The 16,219-nt window shown below is 51.1% G+C and carries 13 protein-coding genes and 1 pseudogene; 1 reads left to right on the top strand and 13 read right to left on the bottom strand.

What is annotated here, in order from left to right; genetic code table 11:
• Positions 1 to 104 precede the first annotated feature (104 nt).
• Positions 105 to 1,115, top strand: coding sequence for an apurinic/apyrimidinic endonuclease family protein (locus tag ACXJJX_RS00865; RefSeq protein WP_456430957.1), 1,011 nt, complete (start codon positions 105 to 107; stop codon positions 1,113 to 1,115).
• 57 nt (positions 1,116 to 1,172) lie between these two features.
• Here the strand turns inward: ACXJJX_RS00865 and dsrP are convergent, their stop codons facing one another.
• From dsrP to ACXJJX_RS00800, 13 genes and pseudogenes are all read right to left on the bottom strand, one after another.
• Positions 1,173 to 2,330 carry a sulfate reduction electron transfer complex DsrMKJOP subunit DsrP gene (dsrP, locus tag ACXJJX_RS00860; protein ID WP_456430956.1) on the bottom strand — a complete coding sequence of 386 codons (1,158 nt, stop codon included), beginning with the start codon at positions 2,328 to 2,330 and terminating at the stop codon, positions 1,173 to 1,175.
• A 14-nt stretch (positions 2,331 to 2,344) separates the two neighbouring features.
• Entirely contained in the window at positions 2,345 to 3,133 is a 789-nt protein-coding gene (gene dsrO / locus ACXJJX_RS00855) for a sulfate reduction electron transfer complex DsrMKJOP subunit DsrO (RefSeq protein ID WP_456430955.1), read from the bottom strand.
• Entirely contained in the window at positions 3,100 to 3,513 is a 414-nt protein-coding gene (dsrJ, locus tag ACXJJX_RS00850) for a sulfate reduction electron transfer complex DsrMKJOP subunit DsrJ (RefSeq protein ID WP_456430954.1), read from the bottom strand. Before dsrJ ends, dsrO begins: the two co-directional genes overlap by 34 nt.
• Positions 3,513 to 5,123: a sulfate reduction electron transfer complex DsrMKJOP subunit DsrK gene (gene dsrK / locus ACXJJX_RS00845; RefSeq protein WP_456430953.1), complete on the bottom strand. Its 1,611-nt coding sequence runs from the start codon at positions 5,121 to 5,123 to the stop codon at positions 3,513 to 3,515. Before dsrK ends, dsrJ begins: the two co-directional genes overlap by 1 nt.
• A gap of 27 nt (positions 5,124 to 5,150) precedes the next feature.
• On the bottom strand, positions 5,151 to 6,218 hold the full coding sequence (dsrM, locus tag ACXJJX_RS00840; RefSeq protein WP_456430951.1) for a sulfate reduction electron transfer complex DsrMKJOP subunit DsrM: 1,068 nt from the start codon (positions 6,216 to 6,218) through the stop codon (positions 5,151 to 5,153).
• Positions 6,219 to 6,223: 5 nt separating this feature from the next.
• Positions 6,224 to 6,772, bottom strand: a complete 549-nt coding sequence (locus ACXJJX_RS00835; RefSeq protein ID WP_456430949.1) for an RsbRD N-terminal domain-containing protein — start codon at positions 6,770 to 6,772, stop codon at positions 6,224 to 6,226.
• Between the two features lie 241 nt (positions 6,773 to 7,013).
• The gene (locus ACXJJX_RS00830) at positions 7,014 to 8,459 is read right to left on the bottom strand and encodes an ABC transporter ATP-binding protein (RefSeq protein WP_456430947.1); all 1,446 of its coding nucleotides are present in this window, start codon (positions 8,457 to 8,459) and stop codon (positions 7,014 to 7,016) included.
• Positions 8,456 to 9,229, bottom strand: coding sequence for a hypothetical protein (locus ACXJJX_RS00825; protein ID WP_456430945.1), 774 nt, complete (start codon positions 9,227 to 9,229; stop codon positions 8,456 to 8,458). Before ACXJJX_RS00825 ends, ACXJJX_RS00830 begins: the two co-directional genes overlap by 4 nt.
• The gene (locus ACXJJX_RS00820; RefSeq protein WP_456430943.1) at positions 9,138 to 10,199 is read right to left on the bottom strand and encodes a hypothetical protein; all 1,062 of its coding nucleotides are present in this window, start codon (positions 10,197 to 10,199) and stop codon (positions 9,138 to 9,140) included. Before ACXJJX_RS00820 ends, ACXJJX_RS00825 begins: the two co-directional genes overlap by 92 nt.
• Positions 10,178 to 11,320, bottom strand: a complete 1,143-nt coding sequence (locus ACXJJX_RS00815; RefSeq protein ID WP_456430941.1) for an adenosylcobinamide amidohydrolase — start codon at positions 11,318 to 11,320, stop codon at positions 10,178 to 10,180. Before ACXJJX_RS00815 ends, ACXJJX_RS00820 begins: the two co-directional genes overlap by 22 nt.
• Positions 11,320 to 12,408, bottom strand: coding sequence for a radical SAM protein (locus tag ACXJJX_RS00810; protein WP_456430960.1), 1,089 nt, complete (start codon positions 12,406 to 12,408; stop codon positions 11,320 to 11,322). Before ACXJJX_RS00810 ends, ACXJJX_RS00815 begins: the two co-directional genes overlap by 1 nt.
• A gap of 51 nt (positions 12,409 to 12,459) precedes the next feature.
• A pseudogene (locus ACXJJX_RS00805) lies at positions 12,460 to 13,002 on the bottom strand (cobaltochelatase subunit CobN); the annotation flags it as partial.
• Positions 12,986 to 16,102: a cobaltochelatase subunit CobN gene (locus tag ACXJJX_RS00800; RefSeq protein WP_456430939.1), complete on the bottom strand. Its 3,117-nt coding sequence runs from the start codon at positions 16,100 to 16,102 to the stop codon at positions 12,986 to 12,988. The gene ACXJJX_RS00800 and the pseudogene ACXJJX_RS00805, both read right to left, overlap by 17 nt.
• Positions 16,103 to 16,219 lie beyond the last annotated feature (117 nt).

Here is a 16,219-nt window from a genome sequence, read left to right as displayed (position 1 = left end):
TTTTTCTTTTTCCGGGACGGAGTGGGAAGGTTTTTGCTTCATTCCGGTTCTTTTGTCGCCCTTCGCCGCAAAAAGGCCTGATTATTTTATGGTAAAAGATCTTCATGACAATTCCTTTAGAACTTCTGGCCTTTTCCACCCATCCCAAAGACCTCAATCTTTTTGAAACCGGAGAGTTAGAAAGGATCCTCCATGACTTTGGCCTCCGAGGCCTTGAACTTCTCCCCCTGGGAAAGATTCCCCAGGGGCTCCCCAAATTGATTGTCGGGGTCCATCTACCCTTCCAGCCCGTCTGGCTTCCCTTCTGGCTGGAAGACAGGAACTATTTAGAAAACATATTTCCGGGAAGAAAACATCTGGGGCGTTTTTTTGGTGGTGTCACCAGAGGAGACTTTGTCTCTCGGATCCAAAACTGGGCTAAAGAGGCCTTGAAACTTAAGCCCCGGTATCTGGTCTTCCATGCCGCCCACTGCGGTCTGGAAGAGGTCTTCAGCTTCAGACACCGTTATGGGAAGAAAACCGTCCTGGAAGAAGTGGCTATTTTGGTCAATGAGGCCCTATCCGACCTCATTAAAGCTACCCGGGTGCCCCTTTTCTTTGAAAATCTCTGGTGGCCGGGGTTGACTCTACTTGAGGATTGGGAGGTAAAATTTTTATTCTCTCAAGTGGACATCCCGCAGAAACTTCTAGGAATCATGCTCGATACCGGCCACCTTCTTAACACCAAGGGAGGTTTCACCGACGAAAAGGAAGCCATCTTCTGGCTTCTTGGACTTCTTAAAAGACTGGCCCCAGAGACAAAGGCCCTCATCCGGGGAATTCACCTGCACCTCAGCCTTTCACCTTCAGAGCTCTGGCGGCCAGATAAGGCCGGATTAAAGAAACTTTTGGCGCTTAAGGATCCTCTTAAGCGGTATCAACTAGCCAGAAAGCGAGTAGCCCTCCTTGATCAGCATCGGGCCTTTAGCCACCAAGCCACAACTAAAATCCTTGATCTGGTCAATCCTGACTATATCGTCCATGAGTTACGCTACAATCACAAAGAGGAGCTTTATCAGGGCTTATCAAGGCAGATTATAGCTTTAAAAGGAGGGCTAGGGAAAAAACATCCTTAGACAAAAAGCGGGTCATGAATGACCCGCTTTTTGTCTTTTTATTTTTAGAAGACCTTATTATTCAGCCACTCGTTCCCGCACCGAAACCGTAATCTTGTAGAGGATAGTCAGGATAAGAAAGCCTACGGCCCAGACTCCAATAGAGATAGAAAGTTCAGGCAAAGTCGGGGTGTACTCAGTAATCTTTTCAAAGGGATTGGGGATAAAACCACCCACCACCAACCCCATACCTTTATCGATCCAGGTAGAGGCAAAAACCGACAGACAAGCTACCACCAGAAGAGGAATGCTGTTCCTGAAAACCGGCGGGATAAGGAGAACCAAAGAGACGACCGCAAAGATGGCCGACATCCGGAGCCAAGGGACAAGGTTATTATGGCCTTCGAGCCCGGCAAATAGATAGATCCAAGGATGTTTGTGACCGGGGATATTGCTATAGAAGGCCGTAAAGATCTCACAGAGAAGGAAAAAGACGTTGGCCGTCATGGCGTAGGCCACAATCTTGGCAATAGCCCGGATGGCGTCAATCCCGGGATCAAAGCGAGTCAAACGCCGAACAATAAGGGCCAGGATGATCAAAAGCGCCGGACCAGAAGCAAAGGCCGAGGCCAAAAAGCGAGGAGCCATAATAGCCGTAAGCCAAAGGTGACGCCCCGGAAGACCGGCGTACAGAAAGGCCGTCACCGTATGAATACTGAAGGCCCAAGGTATGGAAAGATAAATCAAAGGTTTAACCCAAGATGGTGGAGTCGATCCCTTGTATTCGGCATGAAGGTGAGACCAACCAATAAGAATATTAAGTAAAAGATAGCCATTCAAGACGATCATATCCCAGAAGAGGATAGAGTTAGGGGTGGGATGAAGAACAACGTTGAAGATTCTCATCGGTTGACCAATATCCACAAAGATGAAGAGAAGACACATGCTCACCGCTGCTACCGCCAAAAATTCTCCTAGCAGGGTGATTTTGCCAAATTTTTTATAATTGTGGAGATAATAAGGGATAACTAGCATCACCGCCGAGGCAGCCACACCAACCAGAAAGGTAAATTGAGCCACGTAGAATCCCCAGGAGACATCCCGGCTCATCCCGGTAATCCCCAGACCGAACTTGAGCTGCCTCAGATAGTTGATAAAACCGATCCCAATAATCACTAAAAGAAAGGCAACCCAACCCCAATATCTCTTGCTACCGACTAACGCCTTCTCAAGCATAGATCACCTCGCCATTAAACAATATAGAAGACACAGGGGCCGGTACCCAGTTCGGGTTTCCGGCGGAGACTAAAGTTCTCCCTCAGGGCGACACTGACCTCAGAGTCAGGATCGGCCAAGTCACCAAAGACCAGGGCCCCAGCCTTGCAGGCCTCCACGCAGGCCGGCCTAAGGCCTTTGGCCAGCCTTTCCACGCAGAAATTACACTTCTCAACCACGCCGCGCATCCGCGTAGGAAATTCCAGGTTAGGGTTCTTGATATAAGGACGAGGATCCTCCCAATTAAAGCTTCGAGATCCATAGGGACAGGCCGCCATGCAGAACCGACAGCCGATACAACGGTGATAATCCATGGCCACAATGCCATCAGGGCGCTGAAAGGTGGCCTTGGTTGGGCAAACCCGCACACAAGGCGGATGCTCACAATGATTACAGAGAAGGAGAAAGGGAAGCTCCTTGAAATACTCTACATTGAACTCGTGTTCCTGATCCGGAAAGGCATGTTCATAGACCTCTTTCCAGATCCACTTCACCTCGTGCTTCTTATTAGGAATATTGGGCACATTGTGGACATGATGGCAAGCGGCAATGCACTCGTTACAGTGTTCATGCTCTGTACACTTCTTGACAAAGATGGCCATGGCCCACCGCTTAGCCCTCAAGGCCCCGGCTGGGACCTCTACATGGGCCTGGGCCGCCTGGGCCTTGCTCCGGCCAAGCAGCTCCAGAATGGAGCCCGTCCCAAGGCCAACCAAACCAGACAGACCAGCTATTTTGAGGAAGCTTCTTCTGCTGACGCCCATTTCTTAGTCTCCTCCGGAACATAATGACAATCCCAACAGTAAGGCTTTACAGCCACATAATTGTGACACTTATCACAAAATTCCTTCTTTTCTGTATGACACTGCTTGATACAGGTATTCTGCAAACTAATGGTGAATTTCCGGCCCCAATAGCCAACATACTCCCGCTTTCCATCCCGAAGAGCCCAATCCCGCCAGTGATTGAGAAGCTTCATGTGTTCAGCCCGCATAAATTCCTTTGACTCCACACAACGCTTTTCAGTTGCAGGCAGTTTGGGCTTTGGCGCCGGAGCCGCCTTCCCCATGTTGACCCAGAAGGGAAAGGTCATAAAAAGGGCAAAGATAACTAAGCCGGGAATGATCTTGCCACCGTCGTACATTATTCACCCTCCATTCCTTTGAGGGGCTGGAAACGGAGATCAGTCTCTCTCTCCTTCTCCCCTTCCATGATCAGGGCATTACCTACCAACTCATGGACACCGCAGACAGAGACATCCGGTACCCAGTAGTTCATCAGGGTGGTCAGAACAGCCCTGTCAATGGCACAGATACAGGAGAGCATGTTGACCCCGTGCTCTTTATTAACCTTCTCCACGGCATTGGCCCGGGGAAACCCTCCCCTCATCCGCATCTCCATAAACTCATCGGTGTTGAGTCCGGAACCACTACCACAACAGAAGGTCTTCTCCCGGATACAGTTCTCGGGCATCTCATAGAAATTGTTGCAGACGTGCTTAAGGATGTAGCGAGGCTCCTCAAAGATCCCCATGGCCCGAGATGTATTACAAGAATCATGATAGGTCACCGTAAGATGATCATTACGGCTCGGATCCAGCTTAAGTTTGCCATGCTTGATGAGATCAGCCGTAAACTCAGTAATATGGACCATCTTGGTCGCCTTAGCGTGCTCAAAACGCGTCCCGGTAATCGGGGAAACCGGAACCTCCAGATTGGATGGCGGTGGCCCATTCATGGTATTCATATATTGGTGAACCACACGCCACATGTGGCCACACTCACCACCAAGGATCCATTTAACCTTTAGGCGCTCAGCCTCGTGATACATCTTGGCATTGAGCTTTTTCATCATTTCATGCGAGGTAAAGAGGCCAAAGTTACCCCCCTCTGAGGCATAGGTGCTAATGGTGTAATCAAGACCAATATGATGAAAGAGCAGGATATAACCCATCATGGTATAAATACCCGGATCAGCAAAGAAGTCTGCCGAAGGCGTGATAAAAAGGATCTCAGCCCCCTTCCGATTAATGGGAACCTCTATCTTAAGACCAGTTACCTCCTCGATATCCATAAGGAGGTATTCGATGTTTTCCTTGATGGTGTGGGGCTGAAGACCAAGATGATTGCCAATAAAGGCCGAATTCCTAACCGGCTCAAGAATCCAGTTAATATTACAGCCAAGCAAGTGAAGGAGCTCACGCCCTATTATAGTAATCTCAGCAGTATCAATACCATAAGGACAAAATACCGAACAGCGCCGACACTCCGTACACTGATAGAAATAATAAAACCACTCCTTGATAACGTCTTCGGTAAGCTCCCGGGCCTTAGCCAGCCGCCCCAAGATTTTGCCCGCCCGGGAAAACTCTCCTCGATATACCGAACGCAAAAGCTCGGCCCTCAAGACCGGCATATTCTTCGGATCCCCAGAGCCAAGGAAAAAATGGCATTTATCAGCACAGGCCCCACACCGGACACAGATATCCATAAAGAGTTTAAAGCTCCGAAACTTATCAAGCCGATCCCTAATGCCATCAAGGATTATTTCCTTCCAGTTAGAGGGAAGCTTCCAATCCTCATCCTTGGGAGACCACTCTCGAGGATTAGGTAGCCCCAATTCCTTGACGACACTGACCTTGCCTGGATAACACCAAGTACCATCCCTGAAATCGGGCTTGGTGTCCATCCAGTCCTTCTCTGGCGGGGTATAATCTATCTTTAACAGCTCTTCTGGTTTAGGAGTCTTAGCCATGCCTCATCCTCTCCAAATATTGCGAATTTAGGCCCCTTGCTTTTCTGCCTCTCCCTGAGCCTCGCCTTCGGAAGAGCCCTCCGCCGAAGATGCCTGACCAGCCTCACCCTCCTCATCAAGAGGAATACCGGCGGCCACAAGCTTATCACGGAAGGTCTCCTCCCACTCCTTGTAGGTGACAAACTTGACCGGATAATTCCAAGGATTGATATGACGAACCTCCCGGCTGTTGTTGGGAAGGTTCCTGGTCGGGCTCAAAAAGACCCCGGCCATGTGGACCAGCTTGCTAAAGGGGAAATAGGCAAAAAGGGCACAGACAAAACCAAGATGGATAAAGAAAGGAAGCCCTACCCCCTCAGGCACCTTGGGATGAAAGGTAGCCAATCCCATGGTCAACTCCTTGACCCCAACAATGTCAGTCTTTGTAAAATAGCGCATAGAAATACCCGAAAGCACTAGACCTAAGAGGAGAAAGAGGGGGAAATAATCACCGGCATGAGAAATATATCTTACCTGAGGGATAAAAAGCCGCCTAAGAAAGAGAAAAACCAAGGCCACAACCACAACCACATCAGTAACATACATGTGCGGGGCCCCAATCTGTAGAAATCCATCAACTTTATCCACAAGTTCTACTAACCCGGGCATTGGCTGAGTAAAAAAGCGCAAATGACGAATAAAAATAACGAAAAAGGAGACATGAAAGGCCAAAGCCCCCAGCCAAAGCCATTTAGTGGAGCCATAAATCAACTGCCGGCCCTTGAGCTCACCCTTGAGATTCCGGAAAAGAGAACGAAAGAGAAGAACCTCCAGGGCCATCCTCAAGACTACCTCTCCATTACTAGCCGGATTATCTAGCCTGTCGTGCTTAATCCACGACAAGGACTTCTGCTGGCCACAGGTGGTAGGGATCCTAAAGGGCACCGGCGACTGGGCCCACTTGACCACCCGATAGATGATCCCCCCAAGAAAGGTAGCAAAGGCCACATAGGGGATCACCACCCCGAAGAGGTAGCGAAGACCAGCTAATTCAACCCCTAAATAAACAAACAAAACGAGGACACCAACTACTATGAGGGAAAATATAACTCCCATTTACCTTACCTCGCTTCACATAAACTGTCTGTATTGCCTGGGTTTTGATTGTCAGGCTCGGGATCATATATCATGTTGGCCCGCTTAAGAAGCAAATAGGCCTTTCTCTTCCACTCATCTACCTTGAGTTCATAAAGCTTCTCCCTACAGGCCATATAAACATCAAAAGCCCTAAGGACTAACTCATCTATCCGAAAAAGAAACTCCAGAACTTCTTCAGGATCCTCACCCCGAAGCTCTCTCCTGATTATGCTTTTAAGTTGAAGAAGAAAAGATAGGGCCTGAGAGGGAGTAAAATCCTGAATAGCCCTTACCCGAACAATACGATCAAGGAAGTGAGACAACTCCTGAACATCGGCAACGTGGCTACTTAAAAGCTGATCAAATATACCCTCAATACCTTCGTAAATTCGATAAGCTACAGGATTTTCTATATCGTCCTTATGCCTTTTCAGAAAAGAGGCGGTCTCAGCTGGATAAGTGCCCACTATCTGCTCAAACCAGCGCTTGAGAATGACCTCTTTTCTTCTGCTCAGTTGTTCTTCAATACCCATTAAGAAACCTCGATAGCTAAAAGAGCCTTTAATTCCGTGCGTCCTCTTATAGAGGAATTTTGGGGGAGATGTCAAGACAAAAAAATTTGCTTGTTAAGGAAAATTTCGGGAAGAATATAGCCACTTACGGTCATTAGATTAGAATTTAATTATAAAATTCATCCTTATGATTCTTTTTAAGAAAAATCGCTGCTTCTTTAAAAGATGTGAAAAAAATTTCTTGGAAAAAATGAATCTAGCTTCAATTTGGCCCTAAAATTGCGTTAGCAACCTCACCAAATTTGAGAACAATTCTTCTAGTGGCGAACTTCAGGGCCAGATCCAGATCGTGGGTGGAAAAAATCAGAAGGGGAGCCACGTTAGAGAGTTGTTCCATGAGTCGTTCAACCTGCTCCTGATCCTGACCGGTGGTCGGCTCATCAAGAAGCAGAACCTGAGGGACTCCGGTGACCAACGAAGCCAGAGCTGTTCGCAGGCGCTGTCCTCGAGAAAGGGAAAAGGGAGGATCATCCTCAAGGCCGAGAAGATCAAACATCTTAAGGGCTTTAGAGACTCGACGATCGATCTCGCGACCTGAGAGTCCGAGACTCTCTGGAGCAAAGGCCAGCTCTTCGCTGACCCGAAAACGAAAAAGCATGAGATCAGGATCCTGAAGGAGAAGAGAGACCAAAAGACTGCCCTTAGGGGGAGGGAAAAACCTCTTAATCTGCCCTTGTTTAGGCCTTCTGAGGCCGGCTCTGATGTGGAGCAGAGTAGATTTCCCGGAGCCATTAGTCCCCAGGAGGGCCACTATCTCACCCTCATAAAAGGTAAGAGATATCCTTTTAAGACTAAAAGAACGGCTCCCTGGATATTGATAGGATACTTCCTCTAGACAAATAATGGGCTTTCCTCGGGACCGGCGAAGGGGCGGACAGAGGTCCTTCAGACGGTCAAATGGGTCTTCTCCTGGCCCAGACATGGATAAGGTCTCTCTAGCTGCGCCAGGGGAGAATGCCTCTGGAGGACCATCGAAGCGGATCCTTCCGGATTCCATATGAATTACCCGGGAGGCAAGGCCAAGGGTAGCCTCCAGACGATGTTCCACAAGGACGACGGTCAGTCCTTCCCGGAAGACGACTTTTTTCAAGAGTAAAAGAACCTCAGCGGTGGCCAGGGGATCGAGCTGGGAGATGGGCTCATCAAGGAGGAGAAGTCGAGGACGGACAGCCAAAGCGGCGGCGATGGCCAGACGTTGCCTCTGCCCCCCAGAAAGGCTCTGGGGAGGATCCTCTCTCCTTTCCCAAAGCCCGGCAAAAACTAAAGCCTCTCTGACTCGAGTCTCTATCTCTTCAGGATCCAGGCCGAGATTTTCTAGGCCAAAGGCGATCTCTTCGGCAAGACTCCCAGATATGAGCTGGGTAGCTGGATTCTGAAATACAGTGGCTACCTGGGGGAAGAGGTCTCCAGGTCTCCTGAGGCCGACTTCTTCTCCGAAGATCCTCACCTCTCCGGTGATATCTCCACCACTTTCATGGGGGATAAGACCATTTAGGCACGAAAGCAGGGTACTTTTACCACAGCCCGTCTTTCCGCAAAGGAGGACGAACTCTCCTTCTTTTATGGAGAGATTAATCCCTTTAAGGGTTGGTTTTTGGCGGCCAGGGTAAGTATAGTTCAGATCCTTGATGACTACCGCCTCCCTCATCGCTCAATTCTCCTCAAGACCTTCCCAAAAGGAACTCCCAAAGAGACCCCCAAAAAGGTATAAAAAAAGCCTTTCACCACCACGGCTAATCCTATGTACCAAGGGGGAAAAAAGAGACGATAAAACGTGGCGTGAAGAACAAGGGAGGAGGCCGTAGAAAGGGCATCGGCCAGCGAAAGACTGAGGGCCAACCTGATCCGAGAGGGAGGTCCTGAGGCCCTGGTAGCCCCCACAAGGAATAAAAGCCCTTCTTGATAGGCCAGCCGACTCCCTACAAAGACGGCATCGGTTACCCCAAAGCCTCCCATGAGGATCCCTCCCATGAGATAGGTCACCAGTCCAGAAAGGGTCACCGTACCCGGACGAGGTATAAGATAAAGGATGGCTGAAAGCACTAGGTAATGGCTGATCTCGGTAATCAGACCACCAACAAGGATATTAAAGGGGCCAAGCAAGGCGTAGAGGACGTTTGAGGCCAATCCTCCTAAGAAATCCAGACCAAACCCAACCGCCCCCATAAGAGAGATGAGAACCAAAGAGCGCACATTAAACCGGGAAAAATAGCCCTTTATGGCCACAAGTAAAAAGAGACTGTAGCCCACCCCTATGGCGACAACCATGAACAGGGCCACGGTGAAGAATGAACTGCCCCTTACAACCCCCAGGGGACCTTCGAGCTCAACAATAGGCTCTTTTTGTCCCAAGGGGGTAATGATCAGACGGCGAATGTACTCGCCAGGGGGAACCGAATCGTGAAGATAAATAGGCAATATGGCCCGGGCCTCTCCTTGAGGGGGCAACTCGACAAAGGCAATGACCTTTTTTGTCCCCCCCCGTAGGACCAAAGCGCCGGGGATAAAAGCCCGAGACTGGTTCCCGAGTCTTCTTGTCCAGAAAATCGCTACTCAGAAGAACCGTCAGGGGAGCCTTGAGCCTGTTCCTCAGGGTTACGGTCTGAAAGGCAAAGGGTTCAAAGCGGGAATAGCCCACCGCCTTGATTCCTAACCAGTAACCTAACCTCTCCCACACAGGCACCGGTGCCACCAAGGTGTCCTTTTCCCGATGAGCTTCAACAAAGCCGTAGGCATCCGTGGGGACGACCCAGGAGACCACCTCGATGGCCTTCTTTAAAGAGATTGAACGGCAGGAAAATAAAAGATCGGTCTTTAACGAAAGGGGCCCAGAGATCCTAAGGGGCAGAACTTTGGTTGGTTCCCCCTCGAACAAAATCCTTCTTTTTAAAAAGGCCCTGGAGAATTCTCCCCTGAGATGGGCCTTCTGGTCAGCAAAACTGATCTCTATCTCTTCCTGGCTTAAGGACTCGACCATAAGGGCTACTTCAAAGGAGTCTTTTTCTCCTAGAAGCTCAAAACGATGGGGCAAGTCTCCAGGAAGATAGAACTCTTGTGGGCTCTGGCCCAGTGGAGAAAAGACCAGGAGTCTAAGAAGGGGCCTCTTTTCAGGGGCCTTGAGTAGGAGAATGCGCTTTCCGACTTCAAGGCGGTATCTCTCCCCTGGATTCCAGGAAAAGATGAGCAGGACCTCGGTCTCCCTCAAGGACGGATAGGCCAGGATCAGGTCTCCCTCTGGTCCATAGAGCCTTAAAGGATTCTTAAAGGGCCCCCCATAGACCCTCACCCCCAGGGTCTCAAAGCTGGCCTTAAGGGGAAGGGAGTCCCCGGTGTGGCTACAGGAGAGCAGTAAACAAAGAATAAGGGCTAACGATAGGGAACGTCCCATTTTTCGGCAAAGCCCAAGGCCAAGGCCTGAACGAGGAGTTTCAGAGGGTCTGTCCGCCAGGAAGCCAATCTTTGAAAGTAGATCTGATAACGCTCGTGTTTCCCGGAGAGGCTGACCGCCACCAAAGTAGCCTGAGATAGGAAGACCTCAGTAGCCGAATGAGGGATGATACCCCAGGCCTTTTGATCAAGCAGATGAACATAGGCCAGGGTGTGGGCCACTAAAAGACTGTCTGAGAGAACAATCCGAAAATTCCTTTCAAGGAGAAGGGCCTGATCCCGGGGAAGCGCCTCTGTCAAGGCTTCTAAAAGGCCTTCTTCTCCAAGGCCAAAGCGCTCCAAGAGGCGGGGGAGATAGCGAATGGTTTGAGGGGTAAGTTTGTTCTGAAGCCCTAAGGCCTCAAAGACAGCCTTGCGCACGGCTCGGGCCAAAAGTTCTCCCAGTTTGACGTGCTTACCGGCCCCGGTAAGAGGGCGCCGGCCGGTCTTAAGAGAGCCAATAGCGATTTGATCAGTTCCGGTCCCGGTAGCCAATCCAGAAGAATAGCGCGAAGGGACATTTAGCTCCTGAAGGACTGAGGTCTTGGCCTCAGTGGCCATCTTTACGGACCGAACCATGGCCGCCGGGGTGAGCTCCTGGTTGATGAATATCAAGAGGTTGATGGTCCCGGCCTGAGGGCAGGAAAGATGTTCAAAAGATCCGTCCCACTCATATACCCGGGCCTCATCCCCAGCCCGACCGGCGTTAGTCTCTACACCGGCTGTGGCCGCGCAGAAGACCTTAAGATCCCGAAACTCGCAACCGGCCAGACCGGCCAGATTCATGTTGGCCGCTGTTCCCAAAAGGACCGTAGTCTCCGGCTTAAAACCGTGATATTTGCAGACCCGGGCATGATAGGCCGCCGGATCCCGCACTGCCAGACAGAGGCGGTGATCCTCACCCGGACAGGCCTTTGGCTCACAGGCTTGATGATTGGCAACCACGGTGATGTCTTCCCGAAGGCCCCCGTTTAACCTGCAGGTAGAGATAACCAGATGAGCTTTAGTCAGTTTGGCGACAAGGATCTTTTCGCCCCTCAAAAAAGAAAGGCCTTCATAGGGGCTGAGGAGATCGACTATCATTAAACCAGAGCCTCCTTTTGAAGGGTCTGGCCCCAAGCAGGGACCTTGAAAAGCAGGCATTCCCTGAGCAGACAGTCCAACCTGGCTGCCAAAGGGGCGAGAATAGCCCTTGAGGGACATCGCCCAGGACAGAATTTTTTATTGGGGCAGGCTAGACAGGCTGAAGGAAGACCTTCAACGTAGTCAATTCCATCAGTAGCACCAGTAGTAGCTTCGGCTAGACAGGCTGAAGGAAGACCTTCAACCCTTATCTCTTCTCCCCATATAGAACCTAAACGGTACTTTTTATGGCCAATCAAGCTGGCGCAAGGATAGATCTCCCCCTCGGGGGTGACGACCCAAGAGGCACCTCTGGCCGCTGGACAATAGGCCAACGAGGACGACAGAGATCTTGTTTCCCTTAAGATCAGATGATGTCCCCTGGATTTAAGCCAAGAAAAGGCCTCTTTCAGACCTTCAAGGCCTGCCTTAAGGGATGCTGTAGAGGGAAGAAGAGCAAGGTTTGCCCGGTCGACAGGCCGAAGGAGATCAAGGCCAACACTCCTTACGGCCGGAAACTGGGCCAAGAAGAGGATCACCTCTTTTAGGAAGGAAGCATTGTCCCGATTGACGGTAACGGTCACCCCACAGCCTAAAGCCTCTTGGGCCAACAGTTTGAGTCCGGCCATCACAGAGCCGGTCTTACCTCTTAGGGATTCGTTAATCTCTGGGGGGCCATCAATACTTACCCCCACTCCAAGACCAAAGTGGTGAATTAAGGAAATCAAAGTCGAAGAAAGAAGGGTAGCATTGGTCTGGAGGGAGATTCGGGCCTCAGGAAAGCGAGTCCTCAGGATTTCTAGAATGTTCTTTAGATTATCGGGAAAAATAGTAGGCTCTCCTCCAGAGAGGATAATCTCTTTAGGCTGAGTCTTAAGGTGGGCCAGGGTTTCCCTTAAAACCTCTTCCGACATGGCCACCTGCCAGATAATCGATTTAAGTTGACCTATATATGTTTCCCTTAAAACCTCTTCCGACATGGCCTCCCCTTCCGGCCCACAGTCAAGATAGCAATACCGGCAGGAAAGGTTACAGGCCCTGGTAAGGATAAGAACTGGTAAGGATAAGAACCAGAAGCTCTATAGAGAAGGACTGAGGCTTCATTCCACCTGGGCCTCCAATTTGAGAAAAAGATCGGTTAGCTCATCCATCATTTCTTCCTTAGGGTGTTCCCAGAGGCCCCGTTTGGCGGCTTCAAGGAGACGTTCGGCAATGTTTAGAAGGGCCTGGGGATTGTGTTCCTCAAAGAAGCGTTGCATGTCCTCATCCAGGGCGTAAGTCCGGGCCAGAGATTCATACATCCAGTCAGCCAGGACCTTACTGGTGGCATCCCACTGAAAACAGATATCCACCAAACGCGACAGATCCCCGGCTCCTTTGTAACCATGGCGCTTCATGCCCTCGATCCAGCGGGGATTAAGAACCCGCGTGCGGAAGATAAAACGGGCTTCTTCGGCCGTAGTCCGAACCTTTGGGGCCTGGGGATCGGATGAATCTCCGGTATATGACGAAGGACGTCTCCCGGAGGCTAGCATAACGGCGGTATTAAGGCCCCCGTGGTAGGCATTAAAATCATCTGAGGAAAAGATATCCATCTCCCGGGTATCAATGTTTTTAACGGTAGCCTCAACCCGCGAGAGGACTCGTCTGAAGCCCTCTTGGGCCGGGGCTCCGTACGTCTTCTCCCCGTAGGCATATCCCCCCCCATCTTATATAGACTTCCCCCAGATCCTCTGGGGCCTCCCAGGAGCCGGCATCAAGGACTTCTGGTATCCCCGACCCATAGGTACCAGGGCGATCAGAAAAGACCCTGAAGGTGGCCTGCCTGAGGGCCTCCTCCCTAGAGAGGCCTTTTTTGAGGAGTTCCTGAAGATCTCTTTTCACGTGGGCCGCCAGAAAGTTCTTTTCCGGTGGCTCTTTTAAAGCGGCCACCAGACGAACAGCCCGATCAAAGAGCTCCATAAGATTGGGAAAGGCATCCCTGAAGAAGCCGCTGGTCCTGATGGTGACGTCAATTCGAGGAAACTTAAGCTCCTGTGTGGGAATGACTTCGATGTCCCTGATCCGACCACTGCCTTCCTGCCACAGTGGTCTTACCCCTAGAAGATACAGGGCCTCGGCGAAGTCATCTCCCCTGGTGCGCATGGTGGGAGAGCCCCAGATCACCATGGCCACTGCTTGGGGGTAGCGTCCGTGTTCCTTAAAATACTTGGCCACCAGAGCCTCAGCATGACGACGCCCAATCTCCCAGGCCTCAGGAGAAGGGATCTTTAAGGGATCGACAGAATAGAAGTTGCGTCCCGTAGGCAAAACTTCTGTGTTGCCACGGGTAGGGGCGCCAGAGGGCCCCGGAGGGACGAATCCCCCGGAAAGGGTTTCCATGAGGTAGTCCATCTCCTCTTTGATCCCTAGGACTCGGGGATAAAGTTCTTCCCTTACAAAGCCAAGGGCTGCCTTAAGCCTTGGATCCTCTGGAAGCTGCCCCTTAAGGGCCTCCTTTATAAGAGCCTCAAGGTGGGCATACCTCTCCGGAGCTGAGGCCTGAGGGAGAAGTTCCTTTAAAACCTCAAAAGGAGATGGCCAGGGACCAGAGGGAACCTTAAGCATGGCCGCAAGGGTCGACCAAAGCCTCTGGCCTTCGGGGACTTCGCCAAGGATATGAAGGCCGTCATTGACATTAGTTTCAGCAATCTCCTCAAGGTAGTCATGGATCTTTTTGAGCAGACTCTCAGGGGCTTCATCATCAGAAAGAGGAATATCCTCTGCGAGATGGGTTTCCTCAATGAGTCTTTTGAGGTCCTCAAGGATAAGATCGGCCTTGGCTGGACTTTCCTGCCTGAGGATATGCCATTGGTTGATCTTTTCGGCCATCTCCTCCAAAGCCCCGTAACGGCCCGCGGCCATCTGGGGAGGGATCATATGATCGATGATGGCACAATAACTACGCCTTTTGGCCTGGGTCCCCTCGCCAGGATCGTTGACAATGTACGGATAGACGTTAGCCAAATCATCGATAGCCACATCAGGATAGCAATCCTCGGAAAGGGCTACGGCCTTACCTGGCAGCCATTCCAGAGAACCATGTTTGCCCACATGGATTACCACCTGAGCCCCAAAGCCCTCTTTGAGCCAGCGATAGAAACACAGGTAATGATAAGTAGGAGGAAGCCCAGGGTCGTGGAGATTGAGCTGCTCTGGAGAAAGACCCTCCAAGCGCTCAAGATGCCCTCTAGGTGGCTGAAGGCCGATAAAGATATGGCCATTTATCAGCCCCCCGATGAGAAGACGTCCCTCGTGGACAAATACTTCCCCCGGTGGGCTTCCCCAGGCCTGAGAGAGCTCTTCCTGAACCCGGGAAGAAAATGACCGACAGAAGGCCACATAGTCCCCCGGGGAGAGGGCAGCTATGGCCCTTTTGGCGAGCTCTCGGGCCGGAAGGTAGCGCCGGTCATGGATAAGGGTTGTCAAAAGTTCCCTGGCCAGCTCATCGCCGTCTTTGTAGAGACGATCAACCTTAAAACCAGCCTTTTTTAGAGATTTGAGAAGACGGACCACACTCTCAAAGCTGTCAAGTCCAAAGGCACACCCCATTGTCTCGGCCCGAGGCGGATAATGGTGAAAGACAATGGCCACCTTTTTTTCGGAGGGAGGAAGCGAAGCCAGCTTGGCCCAAGCGGTCGCCTGACGGGCCACCTTGAGGAGCCTCTCCTTAAGGGGGACAAAACGGGCCAAACGGGCCCCGGTGATCTCATCCCGGCCGACGATCTCTCTTGTAGCCACTAAGGTGGTGATAAGGCAACCGTCAAACTCTGGTTGGGCCACTGAGATGGAAAGCTCCATGGGGGAAAGCCCCATATGCTCCGCCTCCCAGCTTCTCCGGGAAGAAAAGCTGGTCAGGGCCTGGAGGACCGAGACCTTGAGGCCGGGATAAATGGCCGCTGTCTCCGGCCAAAGAAGGGTCATGGAGAAGGGTTGTAGAGATACTAGGGCCCTTATTACCGAAGTTCCTTTAAGTTTAAAGAAGCACTCGACCACTTCAGTCGGAGAGCGGGCCGGAAGATCCTGATCCACAAATCGGCGATGAAAGACAGCCAGAGGAATAATGCCCTGAGACTCAAAGGCCTTGATAAATTCATCGACTGGATCCAGATCTCCAGAAAGGTAGTATCCCTGATAGAACCAGATTCCTACTACCGGAGCCCCCATCCCTAGCCTCTTTTTAGCCCAGGAGAGATAGGCCTCAAGATCCCCGGGGCCAGAGTACTCCGGATGATAGATCCCCTCAAAAAGAGGGGCAACAGGAGGAGGGGCTGCCTCCTGGCGGCCGCTCACTGTGAAGAAGAGATCCTTGAAAAAACGATAGAGGTTCTCCTCGTCCCCATAGCGGAGATAAAGAAATCTTCTTTTGAAAGCCGGTGAATCAAGATCACAGTATCTGGCGGCTAGGGCCTGGTCCTCATCACTGCCTCCAGTGGGCTGAATGTGGATCAGAGCCTGGCGGGCGGACTCAAGGAGGCTTAGATAGCCGGGGATAGAATCATCTCCTCCATGAGGGGCAAGGATTACAGCCACCGCCCGAGCCGCTGAAGCCGCTAACTTTTCGATTTCTCGATTATCAAAAATGTCAAGTCGACTTCGGGCAATAATCTCAACGGGGAGGCCCTCAGCTTTAAGGCGTCTTGCGGCCCGCCCCAGGGCGGTCAGCTCCGTTCCAGAGGAAGTGTAATAGATAAACCGATACATTCCCGCTCCTTCAAGCCAAAGTGATGATTCAGGAGCGGGAGGGGGCAGGAAGCCAAAGAAGCTTCCCGAAAAGGATTCAAGGATCCTTTCGGGAGGGGACAGGAAGCCTCGAAGCCC

Source organism: Thermosulfuriphilus sp. (genome assembly GCF_054026695.1).
The sequence above is the reverse complement of the archived record's forward strand: the minus strand, read 5'-3'. Positions and strand labels throughout refer to the sequence as shown.